Source organism: Paenibacillus chitinolyticus NBRC 15660 (genome assembly GCF_000739915.1).
Classification (GTDB): Bacteria; Bacillota; Bacilli; order Paenibacillales; family NBRC-103111; genus Paenibacillus_F; species Paenibacillus_F chitinolyticus.
In genome coordinates, this window is the sequence record NZ_BBJT01000001.1 from 101,821 (window position 1) to 118,726 (window position 16,906).

General features: G+C 52.3%; 17 protein-coding genes. 16 read left to right on the top strand and 1 reads right to left on the bottom strand.

Annotated elements, in window-relative coordinates; all coding sequences use genetic code 11:
* Positions 1–70: 70 nt before the first annotated feature.
* The 5 genes from PCH01S_RS00425 to PCH01S_RS00445 all read left to right on the top strand — a co-directional run bounded on the left by PCH01S_RS00425 (position 71) and on the right by PCH01S_RS00445 (position 4,334).
* Positions 71–310 (top strand): helix-turn-helix domain-containing protein, encoded by a 240-nt coding sequence (locus PCH01S_RS00425; protein ID WP_042226250.1) that lies wholly within the window; start codon positions 71–73, stop codon positions 308–310.
* A 30-nt stretch (positions 311–340) separates the two neighbouring features.
* Positions 341–859, top strand: a complete 519-nt coding sequence (gene def / locus PCH01S_RS00430) for a peptide deformylase (protein WP_042225771.1) — start codon at positions 341–343, stop codon at positions 857–859.
* Between the two features lie 166 nt (positions 860–1,025).
* Positions 1,026–2,810 carry an RNA polymerase sigma factor gene (locus tag PCH01S_RS00435; protein ID WP_042225773.1) on the top strand — a complete coding sequence of 595 codons (1,785 nt, stop codon included), beginning with the start codon at positions 1,026–1,028 and terminating at the stop codon, positions 2,808–2,810.
* Between the two features lie 172 nt (positions 2,811–2,982).
* Positions 2,983–3,561: a TetR/AcrR family transcriptional regulator gene (locus PCH01S_RS00440; RefSeq protein ID WP_042225775.1), complete on the top strand. Its 579-nt coding sequence runs from the start codon at positions 2,983–2,985 to the stop codon at positions 3,559–3,561.
* Positions 3,562–3,626: 65 nt separating this feature from the next.
* Positions 3,627–4,334 carry a YqeB family protein gene (locus tag PCH01S_RS00445; protein ID WP_042225776.1) on the top strand — a complete coding sequence of 236 codons (708 nt, stop codon included), beginning with the start codon at positions 3,627–3,629 and terminating at the stop codon, positions 4,332–4,334.
* 165 nt (positions 4,335–4,499) lie between these two features.
* Here the strand turns inward: PCH01S_RS00445 and PCH01S_RS00450 are convergent, their stop codons facing one another.
* The gene (locus PCH01S_RS00450) at positions 4,500–5,282 is read right to left on the bottom strand and encodes an ABC transporter ATP-binding protein (protein WP_042225777.1); all 783 of its coding nucleotides are present in this window, start codon (positions 5,280–5,282) and stop codon (positions 4,500–4,502) included.
* Positions 5,283–5,434: 152 nt separating this feature from the next.
* Between PCH01S_RS00450 and PCH01S_RS00455 the strand changes: the two genes are divergently transcribed.
* From PCH01S_RS00455 to PCH01S_RS31670, 11 genes are all read left to right on the top strand, one after another.
* Entirely contained in the window at positions 5,435–6,229 is a 795-nt protein-coding gene (locus PCH01S_RS00455) for an AraC family transcriptional regulator (protein WP_042225778.1), read from the top strand.
* Positions 6,230–6,487: 258 nt separating this feature from the next.
* Entirely contained in the window at positions 6,488–7,756 is a 1,269-nt protein-coding gene (locus PCH01S_RS00460; protein WP_042225780.1) for a chitinase, read from the top strand.
* Between the two features lie 202 nt (positions 7,757–7,958).
* A complete protein-coding gene (locus PCH01S_RS00465) occupies positions 7,959–8,972 on the top strand; it encodes an ABC transporter ATP-binding protein (RefSeq protein WP_206735003.1) in 1,014 nt (337 codons plus the stop codon).
* An 8-nt stretch (positions 8,973–8,980) separates the two neighbouring features.
* A complete protein-coding gene (locus PCH01S_RS00470; RefSeq protein WP_042225784.1) occupies positions 8,981–9,760 on the top strand; it encodes an ABC transporter permease in 780 nt (259 codons plus the stop codon).
* Positions 9,761–9,829: 69 nt separating this feature from the next.
* A complete protein-coding gene (locus PCH01S_RS00475; protein ID WP_156972768.1) occupies positions 9,830–10,561 on the top strand; it encodes an ABC transporter permease in 732 nt (243 codons plus the stop codon).
* A 176-nt stretch (positions 10,562–10,737) separates the two neighbouring features.
* Positions 10,738–11,439 (top strand): response regulator transcription factor, encoded by a 702-nt coding sequence (locus PCH01S_RS00480; RefSeq protein ID WP_042225788.1) that lies wholly within the window; start codon positions 10,738–10,740, stop codon positions 11,437–11,439.
* A complete protein-coding gene (locus tag PCH01S_RS00485) occupies positions 11,436–12,428 on the top strand; it encodes a sensor histidine kinase (RefSeq protein ID WP_042225789.1) in 993 nt (330 codons plus the stop codon). The genes PCH01S_RS00480 and PCH01S_RS00485 overlap by 4 nt, the downstream gene beginning before the upstream one ends.
* A gap of 233 nt (positions 12,429–12,661) precedes the next feature.
* Positions 12,662–13,432: an ABC transporter ATP-binding protein gene (locus tag PCH01S_RS00490; RefSeq protein ID WP_042225790.1), complete on the top strand. Its 771-nt coding sequence runs from the start codon at positions 12,662–12,664 to the stop codon at positions 13,430–13,432.
* Positions 13,407–15,350 carry an FtsX-like permease family protein gene (locus PCH01S_RS00495; RefSeq protein ID WP_042225791.1) on the top strand — a complete coding sequence of 648 codons (1,944 nt, stop codon included), beginning with the start codon at positions 13,407–13,409 and terminating at the stop codon, positions 15,348–15,350. Before PCH01S_RS00490 ends, PCH01S_RS00495 begins: the two co-directional genes overlap by 26 nt.
* A gap of 4 nt (positions 15,351–15,354) precedes the next feature.
* The gene (locus PCH01S_RS00500) at positions 15,355–16,359 is read left to right on the top strand and encodes a DUF418 domain-containing protein (RefSeq protein WP_042225793.1); all 1,005 of its coding nucleotides are present in this window, start codon (positions 15,355–15,357) and stop codon (positions 16,357–16,359) included.
* A gap of 389 nt (positions 16,360–16,748) precedes the next feature.
* On the top strand, positions 16,749–16,865 hold the full coding sequence (locus PCH01S_RS31670; RefSeq protein ID WP_164977132.1) for a stalk domain-containing protein: 117 nt from the start codon (positions 16,749–16,751) through the stop codon (positions 16,863–16,865).
* Positions 16,866–16,906 lie beyond the last annotated feature (41 nt).

A 16,906-nucleotide genomic window follows, 5' to 3' on the forward strand; every position in this document is an offset into this window, starting at 1 on the left:
CTGCATATGATATATTAGGTAATACCTAAATAATTAAGGCGACGCCTAATATGTGCTAGGGGTGAGTGTTCTGCTGATCTGGATGTTAAGGAAAATCATGGCGGAAAGAGGGCTGTGGACCGGTGCGGCGCTTGCGCGCCTTCTGAAAGAAAAGGCCGGTTACGACTTGTCGGCTCCTTCAATCTCTGCTCTTCTGAATGAATCGCCCAAACAGATGAAAGCGGACACGCTTGACGCCTTGTGTACCGCGCTCGATTGCACGCCGGGAGATTTGTGGGTTCATAAGCCGTCCGGCAGAAAAGGCGCATAAGCCGGCAGTATTCAGAAGGAGATGAAGTCAATGGCCGTGAAAACGATCCTTCCTTTCGGAGATCCGATGCTAAGGAAAGAAGCGAAGCCCGTTACGGAAGTTAACGCGAGAGTGCTCAAATTGCTGGATGATATGACGGATACGCTGTACGCCGAGGAAGGAAGGGCGGGATTGGCCGCTCCTCAGGTGGGCATCCTGCGCCGTGTCATTGTCATGGACTGCGGGGAGGGCCTTATCGAGCTGATTAACCCCGAGATCGTGGACATGAGCGGAGAACAGACCGGCCCTGAGGCGTGTTTGTCTTATCCGGGCTATGCGGGAATCGTGAAGAGAGCGGAATATGTCAAGATCACGACGCTCGACCGGAGCGGGAACACGATTGAGCTGGAAGGGGAAGGCTACCTGGCGCGCTGTATCCAGCACGAGATGGACCACCTGAACGGCATTCTTTTCGTGGACCGTGTCGTCCGGAACGGTTTTTATCAGGAACAGACGGGGCAGCCCGCGGATCTTGCCGAGGTTATCCGTCTTACGAACCGGAAGTTTTAAGCTGTGCTTACCAGAAAGGCAGCCGGGAACTCAGGTTCCGGGCTGCTTTTTTTAGAGGAAGAAGAAGCCAGATCGGTCTTGTCCATCGATTGACGAGGTTCTGTCCGGATAAAAAAATCGGGTCTTCCGTCATTTTTGTCAGAAAAAGCGCCTTCCCCGAGTCTGTATGACAGGTCAACTTTTTTGCGAGGTGCTTATCTTGAATCACTACACGACGGATTTAAAAAACTGGGAACAGATGGATGACAACAGTCTGGTGCAGCAGGCACAGGAAGGGGAGCGGGAGGCGTTCGGGGAACTGGTCCGGCGGCACAGGTCCCGCATGTACGGGTATGCGCGGGCGATTACCCGGGAATCTTTTCTGGCGGAGGACATTGTCCAGGATGCGCTGGTGAAAGCTTTTCTGCACCTGGGCACTCTGGTCGAGGCCGATAAGTTCCTGCCCTGGGTACACCGGATTGTGCGCAATCAGGCGTTCACCCGGCTGAAAAAAACGTCGGCCCGGGAACGCGCTTTCTCACAGCTTGCCCCAATGTGGAAGGATGCGGGCGAAGAATCGCAGGAATGGGGGGACCTGGACCGCATTCTGGACCGGCTGGGCCGAACGGCCGCAGGTAAAGCGGATTCGCAGCTCACCCCGGAAGAGGCGTATATGCAGAAGGAGACGCTGGAGATCCTGACCGGAATCGTCGGCTGCTTAAAACCGCGGGAACGGCGTATTTTCGAGTCGCATTTCTTTGACCAGCTCTCTCCGCAGGAAATCGCCGGTCTGTTCGAACTCTCCTCCGCGAATGTGTACCAGATTATTAGCCGTTCCCGGAAAAAAGTGATGCAGGAAAGAACCCGCATAACGGTTGGCTCCTATATGGAAACGAGAAAGGATTGGGGAGATATGAAAACGGTTATTGTTCCGGATCATGAAAGTTTCACGGAGGTGCAGAGCTGGACCACGGCGGCGGATGCCCTGTACGCGATGCTGAAAGCTGCGGGCGAGACGCTGTCCCATCCGATGGTTATGGGACTTACCGGGCATGCGTTCCGGCTTAACATCGTGCCGTCCAGCGTTCATATTGCGGGCCCGACCGCCTACAGCTTTGCGGGTGTCCTTTCCAAGGGATTGGAGAACATCGGCTATCAATCGTCTTATGTGGACGGGATGAGCGGAACGCTCGGAACGAATGCGAATCTTCTTGACCCGTCACTTTTGGGCAAAGAAGCGATGGCCAAACGCGGCATCAACCAGGCGCTGCCCGAAGCTCTCGACTTGATCCACCGTTCCCTCGACAGGGGAATACCCGTGCTGGCCTGGGACTTGTTCCTGCCCGAATTCGGGCTTATCTACGGATACGACGACGAGCGGCATTTACTTCATGCGTATGAATGCGGTAAGAAGGATACGCTGGAATACGACAATTTGGGGCGCAGTGTGAAAGAGGAGATTTTTGTGCTGGCACTCGCCGATTCCGCCGGTACGACCTTCAAGCAGCGGCTTGGCCGGGCGATGAACATGATCGTAGACCATTACGACGGCAGAGAACCGGACGACTGTACCGGCTCGGTAAAAGGCCTGGCGGCGTATGATGCCTGGATCGCAGCTTTCCGGGGAGGAAAAATCGAACCCAATGGAAATGCCTACAACATTGCGGTCGTAAGAGACGCGCGGACTCATGCCGTCCGGTTTCTGAACGAAGCGGCGGAGCAGTGGCCTCTAGCCGGAGAAACTGCAGCGTGTTTTGCGGATGTTCCTGTCCTCGCGCACAAAGCGGCTCAGGAATACAAGGAAGCGCTGGAGCATTTCTCCGTTCTCAAAGATCTGTTCCCGTTTCCGCAGGGCGGCGATCCTAACGAACCGGATGCTTCCGCCAAAGCGATTTCCCTGTTGGAACTCATTAAAGAACGCGAACAAACAGCGGTAGGCTATCTCCGCGAACTGTCGGATCTGCTGCGTTAAAGGAAAGCTTCCTCGATTAGAACAGGAAAAGCCGCCGGTCATCCGGCGGTTTTTTTGCATAGGATGCCGCATGACAAAAAGAGGGTTTCAGTGTGGAAAGTGTTGTGTTATAATTTTACCTATCGGTAAGTAAAAAACAAAAGGAACAGGCTAGCGATGAGGGGGAAAATCCATGTCCAACAATCAGACCCACCAGCAAATTCTCGAAGCCGCCTTCAAACTGTTTGCGGAACACGGCATTGATAAAACAAGTCTCGCCATGATTGCGGCCGAAGTCGGGATTACAAAGCCCGCCATCTATTATCATTTTTCTTCGAAAGAGGCGCTGATCGCGTTTATTTTCGAGGAAACGTTCCGGGACTATACTTTTTCCCATTACTTCAAGCTCGACGAATTTACTAAGGAAAATTTTCAGACGCTGCTTGTCGAGAACGGGTTGAAAATGCTTCCGCAGGAAGAAGAAGAATACAGCGTCATGCGGGTTTTGAACGAATTCCTGCTGGCTGTAAGCCGTCAGGACGTCTATCGGCAGCGGCTGTACGACATCGAGGAAGACTTTCTGCTGGGCTTCACGGCCTTAATGGAAAAAGGCGTGGAACTCGGCGTCGTCGCTCTGGACAAAATTTCGGCGAAGGCTTACGTGCTTGCCCTCGTCATCGACAATTTAAGCAACTTCATGCTGATGGGCTTTAACCCGGATGTGAGAGAAGTATGGGCGGAAGCTGTCGCGGGCGTTTTGATCCGTCCCTGAAAACTCGCGGCTGTATGAACAATTGTACCGCTCGTGTTTATTTTAAGCAAAGCAGGTGATGTCTTATGACAAGCTTCCATACACAACCGCAGCAGGTAACGGTCGGTCTCGACAACGCGTCGAGGATTATTCTGCTTGCCGGTCCGGTCCTTCTGGGAGGTGTTCTGGGCTACTTTATCCCAAGCCTCGCCAGACTGGCGCTTAAACTTCCCTGGATTCCTTATCAGGGCCCCATTGAAGCTATTACTTCTTTTCACGGGCCCTGGGTCAGTCTTGTTACAGCTTTGGTGGGTGCGGCTGCGGGGTTGTGGTTTACGGGAGAGGCGTTTAAGGAAATCGTGTTCGTTACCCTCTCGGAGCAAGAAATTCAGTTGAAAAAAAACGGCCGTGTGCAGTCGATTCCCAAAGAGGCGGTCCGGATCGTATTTATGGACGGCAAGCAAATGGTGATTCTGGGAGACGGCGGCCGGGAATTGGCCCGGGAAACGTACGAAGCTCCCGCGGAGAGCCTGCCCGCCGCTTTGCAGCCCTTCGGCTATACCTGGTCGGGAGAAGGAGACCCGTACAAAGAGCGGTACGCGAGGTGGGTGCCCGATATGCCCGGCGTCAGCCCGCCCGTCAATGCGCTCCTGAAAGCGCGCGAACAGGCGCTGCAAAAGAAGGAGAAGGAAGAAGCGGCGGATCTGCGGCGCGAAATCGCGAGGCTCGGCGTCGTTGTCCGGGACGAGGGAACACGCCAGTACACGCGCGGAACGGACGAAGGACGCGGCTAACCCGCGTCCTTCACCGCACGATGGCGGATGCTCTCCGGCATCCGGCTCTGTTCGCCCGCATGCGCGCGAGACTGCTTCTCTGAGACGAGCGCAAGGTGCCGCACGACGTTTGTCAACGAGAGTGAGAAACCGCGGCCGATTGATTTGCGGGCAGGGCGGTCAAATTCACGGCACGCGTACGTAAAAACGCTCGTCGTGATTGTCCACCCGGACCGGCGCTTCGAAAAACTCGCTCAACGTCGCCGTGTTCATCAGTTCGCCGGTCGCGCCCTGGCGCACGACTTCGCCTTTCCTGAGCAGCAGCGTGTGTCCAAACACCGGGAGAATTTCTTCGGTGTGGTGGGTCACGTAGATCAGGGTCGGCGTCTCTTCCTGCCGCGTCAGTTCGCGGATGCTCTCCAGCAGCTTCTCGCGCGAGAACAGATCGAGCCCGTTGCACGGCTCATCCAGAATGAGCAGCTTCGGATCGGCCATCAGCGCTCTGGCGATGAGAACTTTCTGCTTCTCTCCCTGGGAGCAGGTCCGGAACTCGCGGTCCCACAGATGCAGGCAGCCCATCGTGCGCATAAGGACTTCGGCTCTGTTTAAATCTTCGTCCGTAAGACGTTCGTACAAGCCGATTGTGGCGTACTTGCCGCTGATGACGACGCTTTGAGCTTTATCCGCCCCGTACAGCTTGTCCTGCAGGGAAGAGCTTACCCAGCCGATCGACTGCCGCAGCTCCCTCAGATCGATTTCGCCGAACCGGTGCCCGAGCACGGTAACGCTGCCGCGGGTCGGCCAGATATAGCCGTTAATGAGATTGAGCAGCGTCGTTTTGCCGGACCCGTTCAGCCCGAGAAGCGCCCAGTGCTCTTGGGGCCGAACCGTCCAGCTGACACTCTTCAGCAGTTCCTTGCTGCCTGTTTTCCAGGTAACGTCTTTAAGCTCGATGATTGCAGTATCCATATCTATCCGTCTCCATTTTCGTAAAATTGCGGGGATGCCCCGTAAGCTTTTTATTTATCATAAAGAGAGATGCGGCCGCTGTCGATACCGATTGTGCCGGATCCATGTCTTAAAAAAAGCAATTTTCGCTATTGCGGAGGAGGTGCAGGCCCATGAAGCTGGAAATGACCACCGGTCGTCTCGAATTGTACAAATACGAGGAATCGTACGTGAACGAACCGCACCGCCATCCCGACTGGTTCCAGATGACGATCCCTGTCCGCGGAGCCTGCGAGTTTACGCAGTCCGGCATGACGTACCGCCTGGCGGAAGGGGAAGCGCTGATCCAGCGTCCCGAGGAGGAGCATCATTTCAGGACGGGGCCGGGGGAGAGCGTGCTGATTGTCAAGCTGCACGGGAGTCTCTTGCCGGTGCCGGAAAACCGCGGAAACCGGTTCGACGTAAATCCGGCCGAAGCGGCTGAAAAATTCGGAGTCTGGACGTCGGAGGTGATTAATTCCCGGAACGACGAGAGCCTCCGGGCCGCCGAAAGCCGTGTCGTGCACGAGGTGAGCCGGATGCTCGAAGCGGGGATGCCTCCGGCGCCCGGACACGCTGCGGACACGTATCTCATCCGTACCATAGCGGACCCCCATTTGCGGGACGCCTGGGACTACATCCGGGCGCATTACAAATCCGCGATCCCCGTGGAGACGCTATCGGCCATTGCCCTGCAAAGCCGGTATCATTTTATCCGGTCCTTTAAAGCGGCGACGGGATTGACTCCCCACCAGACCATTCTCAAGTTGAGGATGCAGGAAGCCCGGCGGCTTTTGATCCGCACATCCGAAACCGTCACGGCGATTAGTGCGGGACTGGGTTTCTCAAGCGCAAGCCAGTTTTACCGGTCGTTTTTGAAGGACGAGGGCAAAACGCCCGAACAGTACCGCCGAGACAACCGCATCTAACCGTAGATCGACACGAAAAACGGCCGCACCCGCTGCCGTTTTTTTGCGTTCGTCAACGGCTGCTGTCTGCTTTTATACGAATACAGCCTTTTTTCGGCCAATACCGCTCCTTTTATCCCGGTAATTGACTGCTTATGCAACGCGTTACTTAGTTAAATGGTCCTAATTTCGATAGGATTATAAGACTATATACATAAATATCCATTTTCCTATAGATTAGTAATGCAAACAAATATTTATAGTTAAAGGAGAATGATTATGTCTCAGTGGAAATATCCGCTCTCTACCAAGTTTATGTACCGGGCCCTCTGTCTTGCTTTGGGAAGCGCCATTTTGTTGTCACCTTTGCAAGCGCTTGCAGCATCAGAAACGTCGTATGCCGTTGAGGCGGGAACTTCTTATTCCTCTCATAAAGATGAAAATGATAACGCTTACAGAAAGGGTGGTAAGCATAAGCGTCTAACTCAGGGAAGCCAGCTGGAGGTCGGTGAAAGCCGTGTTCTCAACTCCAAGGAAATCCGTAAAGAATGGGACGGCATCGAGCCGGAATACGGGCCGGATAAGGCCGTAGAGGCTGTCAAAGCGGCACTGCCGCGAAAGGACTACGAGGAACTGTTTCCGTATCGGCTCGGCTCGGCCCAGTGGCATGAAGCCGCCAAAGGGAAGGAGTACTACAAGGAAAATCAGACCGATTATTTCTCTTACGACAACCTCATTCAAGCCGTAACCGAGGCGGCGAACATCAAGTACAAGGTCGGTACGCGGAAGGGGTCCAAAAATTCGCAGGAGGTTTTCCGGCTGGACAAAGAAGGGAAGACGGAAACGTTAGTCTCCCGTTCGGCCGACTTCAATTCGGAAGCCAACCGGGGCAAAATCATCGAAACCGAAATCGTGGATTACGGCACTTTCCTGAAAGAAGGCACGAAGAAAAACCGCAAGCGGGAGCTTGCCGCTCTACTGGCCCATCTCTCCCACGAGACAGGCGGCGGATGGGATGCCGCTCCGGGCGGACCGCTGCGCTGGGGACTGTTCTGGAATGAAAATATCGCTGGCCGAACGGGACAGAATATGTCCAATTTCGTCGATCCCGACAGTTCCAAACTGTACCCGGGCTTCGGGGAAAAGCGTTATTACGGGCGCGGGCCGATCATGCTCAGCTGGAACTTCAACTACGGTCTGTTCAGCTCGATCATTTACGGAGACAAGAACATTTTGCTTAAAAATCCGGAGATCGTGGCGGCCGAAGGCAAAATCGGTTTCATGACGGCGATTCTGTTCTGGATGACGCCTCAGGCGCCGAAGCCGTCCGCGCACGATGTCATGATCGGCAGGTGGAAACCGTCGAAAGAGCTGGCCGAGAAAGGGCTTAAGCCTGCCGGTTTCGGCATTACGACGATGGTGCTTAACGGGCTGGAAGCAAACCAGCCTGAAACCCGCCGTGCAGCCCATTACCGGGATATTACGAGCCGGATGGGCGTCGATATATCCGGGGAGAAGCTGGATACGCTGGGAATGAAGCCGTTCTGACGAAGCGAGAGTTTGCAGACACGCGAAGGCTGCCGGGAAACCGGCGGCTTTTTTTGCATTAAAACATATTAAAATACTTCTTATTCATTGAATTCTACAAGAAATAGTTGTTTTATCATGTATGAGAAAGATATACAACAAATTATAATCTGTGTAAAACTATGATAATAATTTGTAAATAATTGTACAAACGGAGATGACTATGAACATCATCCAGGTTGATCGCATTGTAAAAGAATACAAAACGAACAAACGGTTTCACGGACGGTTCGGGGCTTTAAAGACACTATTTTCCAAAGAGTACGAACGCACCAAAGCTGTCAATGACATCACCTTTACAGTCGCCAAAGGCGAGTCGATCGGTTATCTCGGACCTAACGGAGCCGGTAAATCAACGATGATCAAAATGATGACCGGTATTCTTGTCCCTTCCGAGGGGAACCTGCTGGTTTTCGGACTGAATCCGCATAAGCACCGCAGGGAGATTTCGAAAAAAATCGGAGTTGTATTCGGACAAAGAAGCCAATTGTGGTGGGATCTTCCGGTTGTAGATTCCTTTGAGCTTCACAAACATATTTACGGAATTTCAGATAGGGACTATTTAAATAGGCTTGAACAATTCACCTCCATGTTTGATATGGCCGAATTTCTCCATAAACCTGTCCGCCAGCTCAGTCTCGGACAACGGATGAAAGCGGAGATCGCACTGGCGCTGCTGCATTCCCCTGAAATTTTGTTTCTGGACGAGCCGACGATCGGTCTGGATGTGATGACCAAGCACAACATCAGGCAGTTTCTTCGCAAAGTGAATGTGGAAATGAACGTGACGATTCTTTTGACGACACACGATCTAAAAGACATTGAGGAGATTTGCAACCGCATTCTTATCGTCAATCAGGGAAGCTGTGTGTTTGACGGCACAGCCGCAGAGCTCAAGAAGCTTCACCTCGGACAATGCAGCAAAAAAATCATTCTCGAATTCAACGCCGATCCCGGCACCATCACACTGCCACATGCAACCCTATTTAAGGATGAGGGGATTCGCAAGCATTTCGAGCTGATTCCTTCCGATAACGGTGAGCCCGTTTCAATCACGACCGTGCTCAACAATCTTTCCTGTGTGAACGACATAAAGGATATTTCTATCGAGGATGTCGGCATTGATGAAGTCATGCGCGCCGCTTTTGTAAACTACAGTCAAAAAGATCAAAAGTGAGATGGCCAATGAAAAAATACTTTTCGTACATGCAGAAATCTTTTTTTCTCTGCTTAAGCTACCGTTCAGAGGTTTGGCTGCGGATCTTAGGTAATGTTGTAATCGTCTACATACAGGTATCCATATGGTCTTCGCTTATTCGCCATGCCGCCCACTACGGATTCACATTGGAGGACATGATCGCCTATTCGATCGTAACTACGGCGGTGGCTAACTTGCTGATGACCCATGTATTCCGGTCGGTTGACAGTAAGTTGAAATCAGGCGATATCTGTATGGATTTGCAGAAGCCGGTCGTTTTTCCGTTCTACTTGTTTTTTTATCAGCTGGGCATCACGGCGTTTCAAACGCTATTTACAACAATTCCGTCCGTCGCTTTAGCTTTTTTACTCTTTGGTTTCCAGCCGCCGGAACTAGACAAGCTTATTCCTTTCATATTCAGTGTTCTCCTTGCGCTTTTGATTTCATTCCTGTTCGGATATTTAATGGCGCTGATCTCATTTTGGTTTCTGACGACATTTGCTTTGGAATGGACATTTCGCGCCCTCATGCTCATATTCTCCGGCTCATTTTTACCGATATGGTTTTTTACGCCGGCCTGGGCCAAAATAGCGGAAGCCCTCCCGTTTCAATATCTGGGTTTTATTCCGAGTGCCATCTATATGGGAAAAGTAGCGGAACCATACTTGGCGCTGGGCAAAGGCGCGTTGTGGGCGCTTCTTCTGTTACTGGCCGTGAGCTTCTTATGGAAGAAGGCTATAAATCGACTTGAGGTACAAGGTGGATAGAGAAGAGAGGGAAGTCTGTTGACCGTTCGTTTGTTTTTTCACTTTCTTCGGATTATATTTAAAAGCCGCATGGAATACCGAGCCGATTTCTTTCTCGGCGTGTTCGGCCAAATATTAGGCTACGCCGCTGATTACGTGATTTTATGGCTGTTGATACAGTCTTTTTCAACGATAGACGGGTGGACTTGGCCGGAACTTGCGTTTTTAGTTAGCCTTAATATATTGAGCTATGCGATCGGCGCATCGTTCACCTACACTCCGACGGCTAATATGGAAGAACTGATCCGAACAGGGGACTTTGACAAATATTTGACCAAACCATTGAATACATTGATGTATTTGATTGCGAGCATGTTCAATTTCGGATATATCGCGCATATTACGATTTCGTTGTCCATTCTATTATGGTCCGTAACCGCGCTTCCCGTGCAGTGGACGTTTCTTAAAATCTTGTACCTGATCTGTATCTTAATCGGCGGGGCCATGATTCAGGCGGGAGCACTGATATTAGTCAGCTGCTGGGGCTTTTTGTTCACGAAGTCACAATATTTGTTCAGTTTGTATTTTAAAATGAAAGAATTCATCTCCTATCCTATGTCGATCTATGCGCCATTTATTCAAATCTGTTTGACCTGGATCATTCCGCTGGCTTTTATAAATTATTATCCTTCCTTGTTCTTGCTCGGGAAGCAGGAAGGAGTTCTAGTTTACCTGACCCCACTACTCGGACCCATCTTTCTCTCGGTCGTGATTAAGTTGTGGTTTGCCGGTGTGAACCGTTATCAGGGAACGGGAAGTTAACGCTCAGGCACTCCAAAGGCTGCTGATACCATCACCATCGTGGATCGGCAGTTTTTTTGCGTGGCTCACAATAATTCGCAATGGATGTTTCCCCGCTTTGCACCTCTTTTAGCGGCATGGTAAGGTAAAGAAAAGCTGGTCCGCTATTTAACTGCTGAAGAGGTTGTGAAGCTGTCATGTATAAAATTTTCATCGTGGAAGATGACCCGAAAATCGCCGGCCTTCTGCGTTCGTATCTCGTCAAGTACGGATACGAGGTGGACGAAGCGGAAGATTTCGGCCGCGTTCTGGACGCGTTTTTGGCGTCCGGGGCCCATCTGATCCTGCTGGACGTCAATCTGCCGAGCTATGACGGATTTTATTGGTGCCGCCAGATCCGTGCCCATTCCGTTTGTCCGATTCTGTTTATTTCCGCGCGGGACAGCCAGATGGACCAGGTGATGGCGCTGGAGAATGGGGCGGATGATTATATAACGAAACCTTACGATATGGAAATCGTTCTGGCCAAAATCCGCAGTCACCTGCGGAGAGCTTACGGCTCGTATGCTCAGACACAGGAGGAAAGAACCGTGCAGTGCGGTTCACTCGTGCTGTATCCGGAGCGATATGTCGTCAGCGTGGACGGACGATCCGCCGAACTGACGCAGAAGGAATCGGTGCTGCTGGAGGCGCTGATGGAGAAGCAGGGACGCGTCGTCGGCCGGGAACGGCTGCTCGACCTGATGTGGGAAGATCAGCATTTTATAGACGACAACACGCTGAACGTATATATCACCCGGGTCCGCAAAAAGCTCAAGGAACTGGGCTGCCCGCAGGCCGTGGATACCGTAAGAGGGGCCGGGTACCGCTTCGGCGCAGCGCCTCCCGGACAAGTATGAGCCTGTTCTGGAAAGACCACAGGCCGCTGCTGCTGTTTTATATGGCCCAGATGCTGCTGGTGCCCGCCCTCTACTGGCTGAGCGGGGAAGGCCGTCCGCCCGGGATCGTGCTTTACGGGATGGCGATCAGCTTCGCCGTGCTTCTGTTGTATCTCCTTTTCCGGTACTGGCAGCAAAGTGCGCTCTACAACAGTCTGGACAATCCTTCGTCCGCCGCGGACGACAGTTTTGAGATTCCGGGGGATTCAGCGCTCGCGGAGGCGTTCCGGGAAGTGCTTCGCTCGAAAGAGCGGACGTACGAGCAGCAGCTGCATGCGTATCAGAGCAAAATGGACCGGCACATCGAGTTTATGAACCGCTGGGTCCATCAAATGAAGACCCCGCTGTCGGTCATGCAGCTCACGATCCGGGAGCTGGAAGACGAGCAGATGCGGAGTCTTCAGGAAGAACTCGATCGCATCCGGAAAGGGCTGGAGATGGTGCTTTACACCTCGCGGCTCGACCGGTTCAGCGAAGATTTTCGCGTGGAAACGACGAACCTTCTGCGGGTAGTGGGCGAGTCGGTGGCGGAAAACCGGCGGCTCTTCATCCGCAAAGGGATTGCCGCGAAGCTTCACATCGGCGAGAGCCTGGAAGTGTACACCGACCGGAAATGGCTGCTTTTTATGCTCGGTCAGATTTTGACCAATGCCGTTAACTATTCCGCCGGAAAAGGGGACAGCGTCTTCATTGCCGCTTTTAGGCAGGGAAACGCCACCGTGCTCGAAATTACGGACCAGGGGATCGGGATTGCCCGCGAAGACCTGAAACGGGTGTTCAACCCGTATTACACGGGCCAGAGAGGCAGGCAGTACCACGAGTCGACGGGAATGGGCCTGTACCTGGTCAAAGAGATCGCCGGGAAACTCGGACACGCCGTGGAGCTGGAATCGGAGGCGGGTACCGGCACGACCGTGCGGATCCTTTTCCAGCCGGGACAACGAACCTGACCGGAGGCCACCGTGCAAGTAGGGCGCTGCAAGCTGCAGCGCTCTTTTTTTTGCCTGTGGGGGCGGCCCGCGAATACTTCCGAACGGAAAGGCGAACATAATCTTACAGCGATTGTAAGGATGCGTTAAGGTAAATCCATAGCCGGCCCGCCCGGTATTTTGTACAGTAGGGGTAAGCTAGCTGATTCACGAACAGAAACCGGACAGAGTATTCCGGGACAGGAGTGAGAAACATGGATATTTTACAAGTGAAGGATCTTCATAAAACGTATCCGGGCAAAGTCGTGACCCATGCTTTAACGGATATACATTTAACGATCGGGAAAGGCGAGTTTGTCGGAATCATGGGCCCTTCGGGAAGCGGTAAAACGACACTGCTGAATATGGTGTCGACCATTGACCGGCCGAGTTCGGGTGAAGTAAACATCAACGGGCAGAATCCGTACCTAATGAAGAAAAAAGACCTAGCCGCGTTCCGCCGCAGGCAGCTCGGTTTCGTCTTTCAAGATTTCAACCTGCTGGACACACTCACGGTAGCGGAGAACATCGTGCTTCCGCTGACGCTGGACAACCGCAAGCTGAGTGAGATGGACCGCAAGCTGGAGGAAGTTGCCACGCGCCTGGGCATTAAGGATATTCTCGGCAAACGTGTGTACGAGATATCCGGCGGGCAGCGCCAACGGACGGCCATCGCGAGAGCCGTCATCACTTCGCCGGTTCTGCTCCTGGCAGACGAACCGACGGGCTCTCTCGACTCCAACGCCTCGCGCGTCGTGATGGAGTCTCTTGCGGAAATCAACGAGCGTGAAGGCACAACGCTTATGCTCGTGACGCATGATCCGCTCGCGGCGAGCTACTGCCAGCGCATCGTTTTTATCAAAGACGGGAAGCTGGCCGCCGAAATTCACCGGGGCGACAACAGGCAGACGTTTTTCCAGAACATCATCGACACACTGTCTTTCTGGGGAGGGAATACGAATGAACTTTCCTCGATTCGCGTTTAACAACGTCAAACGCAACGGCCGGGCTTATTTTGCCTATTTTCTGAGCAGCGCGTTTATGGTGATGATTTTTTTCACGTATGCCGTATTCATCTATCATCCTCAGCTCGACCGTTCCCTGATGGGACCGATGACCCGGGCCGGGATGCAGTTTGCCGCGTATGTCGTGTTCATTTTTTCGTTTTTCTTCGTTCTGTATTCCATTAGCATGTTTCTTAAATCCAGGAATAAGGAATTCGGCATTTTAACGATTCTAGGTGCGGACTCGGGCCAGATCAACCGGCTGATCTTCCTGGAAAACATGCTGGTCGGAGCCGTCTCCATCGTTACGGGCATTTTCAGCGGGATTTTTCTGTCAAAGCTGTTCCTGCTCATCAGTATGAAAATGACGGGCATGGAAAATTTGCCGTTTTATTGGCCGATCCGGGCGATTCTTCTGACCGCGGGCAGCTTCGCTCTCTTGTTTCTCGTTATTTCCGTGCTGACGCTGTTTTTTATTCGTAAAAATAACGTTCTTGAGCTTCTGAACGGAAGTAAAAAGCCTAAAAAAGAGCCGAAGCTGTCGATCTGGCTCTGCCTGCTCGGTATTGTTCTGCTCACGGCAGGCCTTCTGGCGCTGCGGATCGGGGAACTGGAACCCGGCAATATCTTTATAGCGGCGGTAACGGGAATCGCGGGGACGTATTTCTTTTATTCGCAGCTGACCGTGCTGGCTATCCGCGTCGTGAAGCGCAGCCGGAAGAGAGTGTGGAGGGGGACAAGATTGCTGTGGGTGTCGGAGTTCAGCTACAAGCTCAAAGATAACGCCAGGATGTTATTTCTGGTGACGGTCGTGACGTCCGTTTCCTGCATGAGTGCGGGCTTCGTCCTGTCCTTCGAGCAGGAGAACCGGGCGAATTATTTAAACAATCCCACGGCCATTCACTATACATCTTACGATCGGGATAACTCCGATAAAGAATTGAAAGTTATTGACGGCATGCTGAAGGACGCGGGAGCGGCCTACAAACTGCTGGAGACGGACTCCTTCTATGCCTTGCTCAAAGGAAAGCCGGGTTCCTATGTGGATTTGGTATCCGTGAGCGAATTTAATAAGGTCACAGACGCTTTCGGCAAGGGGCAACCCGGACTCGGAGCCATAAATTCAGGGGAAGCCGCGGTTGTTTATACGCAAGAAGCGGGAGCGACGAACATACCGGCAGGACCGGTCGAATTGGAGAAACTGCCGGGTACTTTGCAGGTGAACCAGACGCGAAAAATGGAATCGCTGGCTTCCCTGTACAGCTCGGGAGCGGCGCTTGTGCTGGAGGATCAGGAGTTTAAGCGGCTTAAGAGCGCTTCCGAGCAAAATAGCCCGTTCCGTTCCCGGAACTTTGTCTATTTTGTTCCGGAATGGAACACGGGCAAACTGCCCGGATTAGACAGCCCGGAATCGGTGGTGGGCAATAAACTGCTGGCCTGGCACGACGAGCTTCAGAAGAAGCGTGAAACGGACAGCTTTATATCGACCCGGGCCCAGAACTTCTTGCAGACGCAGCAGGCCACATCACTGTTCCGGTTTATCGGGGTGTTCATCGCGCTTATTTTCTCAATATCGACTGCAAGCTTTCTCTATTTCAAGCTGCACACGGAGCTGGCGGCGGACAGTCAGATGTACCGCGCGCTTTCCAAGATCGGCCTCAGCGCCGGCGAAATGAGAAAATCGGCGACGGTTCAGATCGCGCTGCTGTTTTTTACGCCGATCGTCGTCTCTGCCGTTCAGACCGTTGTCGTTCTGGGCCCCGTGATGAACCGGTTCGGCGTTGCCAAATCGCTCGGCCCCGCCTTGATCGTATCGGCCAGTTTCCTCGCCGCGCAGGCGGTTTACTTCCTCATTGTGCGTTCGCGTTATGTGCGTACCTTGAACAAGTGGATGGTCTAGATTTATGCAAACAGACAAAAATGTCAGAGACGCTAAACGGATTGAAACGCTGGATTATTTAAGAGGGTTTGCGCTGCTCGGGATCATTTTCATCAATATCGGCCAGATGGTTTTCGCGACAACGGACAAAACTGCCGCGGATACGGCTGTCAATACGTTTATGAACATAGCCGTCAGTCACCGTTTTTTTGTCATCTTTTCCTTTCTTTTCGGAGTCGGTTTCTATCTCTTCGTATCCCGGGCGAAAGAACGGGGAGACCGTGCCATGCTCTTGTTTACGCGGAGGCTCCTGCTGCTGCTGGCGATCGGTCTGGTGCATCACTTCTTCCAGCCCGGAGAAGCGCTTTTGATCTATTCGATCCTCGGGTTTCTGCTGATGCCTTTCTTTAAGCTCAAACCGGCCGTCGTGTTTTTGACGGGTTTTATCCTGACGATCGCCGGATGTTTTACGGTGTTTCTTCTGGAAATCTGGGGACTGTTTCTGCTTGGATTATGGGCGGGACAGATCGGACTTTTCCGACAAACGGACCGCTACCGGCGCGGTTTTCTCATTACAATGACCGTGTCCTTTCTGTTTCTTGTCCCGTCTTACTATGTACAGGAAGAAATTCTCGAGCGGACGGGTATGGTCGATGTGGCCTTTGCGGCAGGAGGTCTTTCGTTCAGCGTGTTTTACGTCACGGCTCTGACACTGATACTTAGGAGCCGTCTGGCTCAGCGGCTGCTGGAGCCCCTTAAGTATCTGGGGAGAATGGCGCTGACCAATTATCTCATGCAGACCGTGATGATCTTGTCGCTGAGCGCGTTCTTTAACTGGCCGGAGCGAATACATTCCAGTCAGCTGGCTTTGACGGCAGCGGGTATCCTCCTGATCCAGATGGCCGCGAGCACGTGGTGGTTCCGCTATTACCGGATGGGACCCGCGGAGTACTTGTGGCGGCTGGGGACATACGGGACAAAGTCCGTCCGGCTTTCCTCCGGCATGAGCGAGACGACTGTAAAGGGATAACTCTTTCCGATGTGCACCTCGATGGTTAGACTCATTCTAACAATTGGAGGTGCATTTTTTGCATGAAGGAGAAATCATTGCGTACCACTCGAATCGCGCCCAGTCTATTCACAGTATCTATCTTGCTGGACCAAGCTTTCAACGTCTAAAGGTCGATGACACACTGTGAAGTTGGAGCAATATGCTAACTATCACAATAACGAACGTATCATTAAAAGCCAAAAGGCATGAGCCCGGTACAGTACCGAGCTCGTGCCTCATAGGATGCGTAATATTAGTGTCTAACTTATTGGAATCTAATTGTTAAACGTATTAATTGATCCGGTTGCCTCGATGTTGTTTCCATCATCCTTACCTTTGTAGGCTTTAATATAATAACTTCCTGCAGGTTGAGATCCGAAGTTTGTAAAGAAGTACAACTGGACTCAGCAATACAGGTCGTAAACAGATACGTTTTTGTACCTGTAAGAATGGTAAGTGAGACATTTGGAGCGAAAGTAATGTAGGACTCAAATACAAAACAGTTGAAATTAGTCAATAGTTTGAT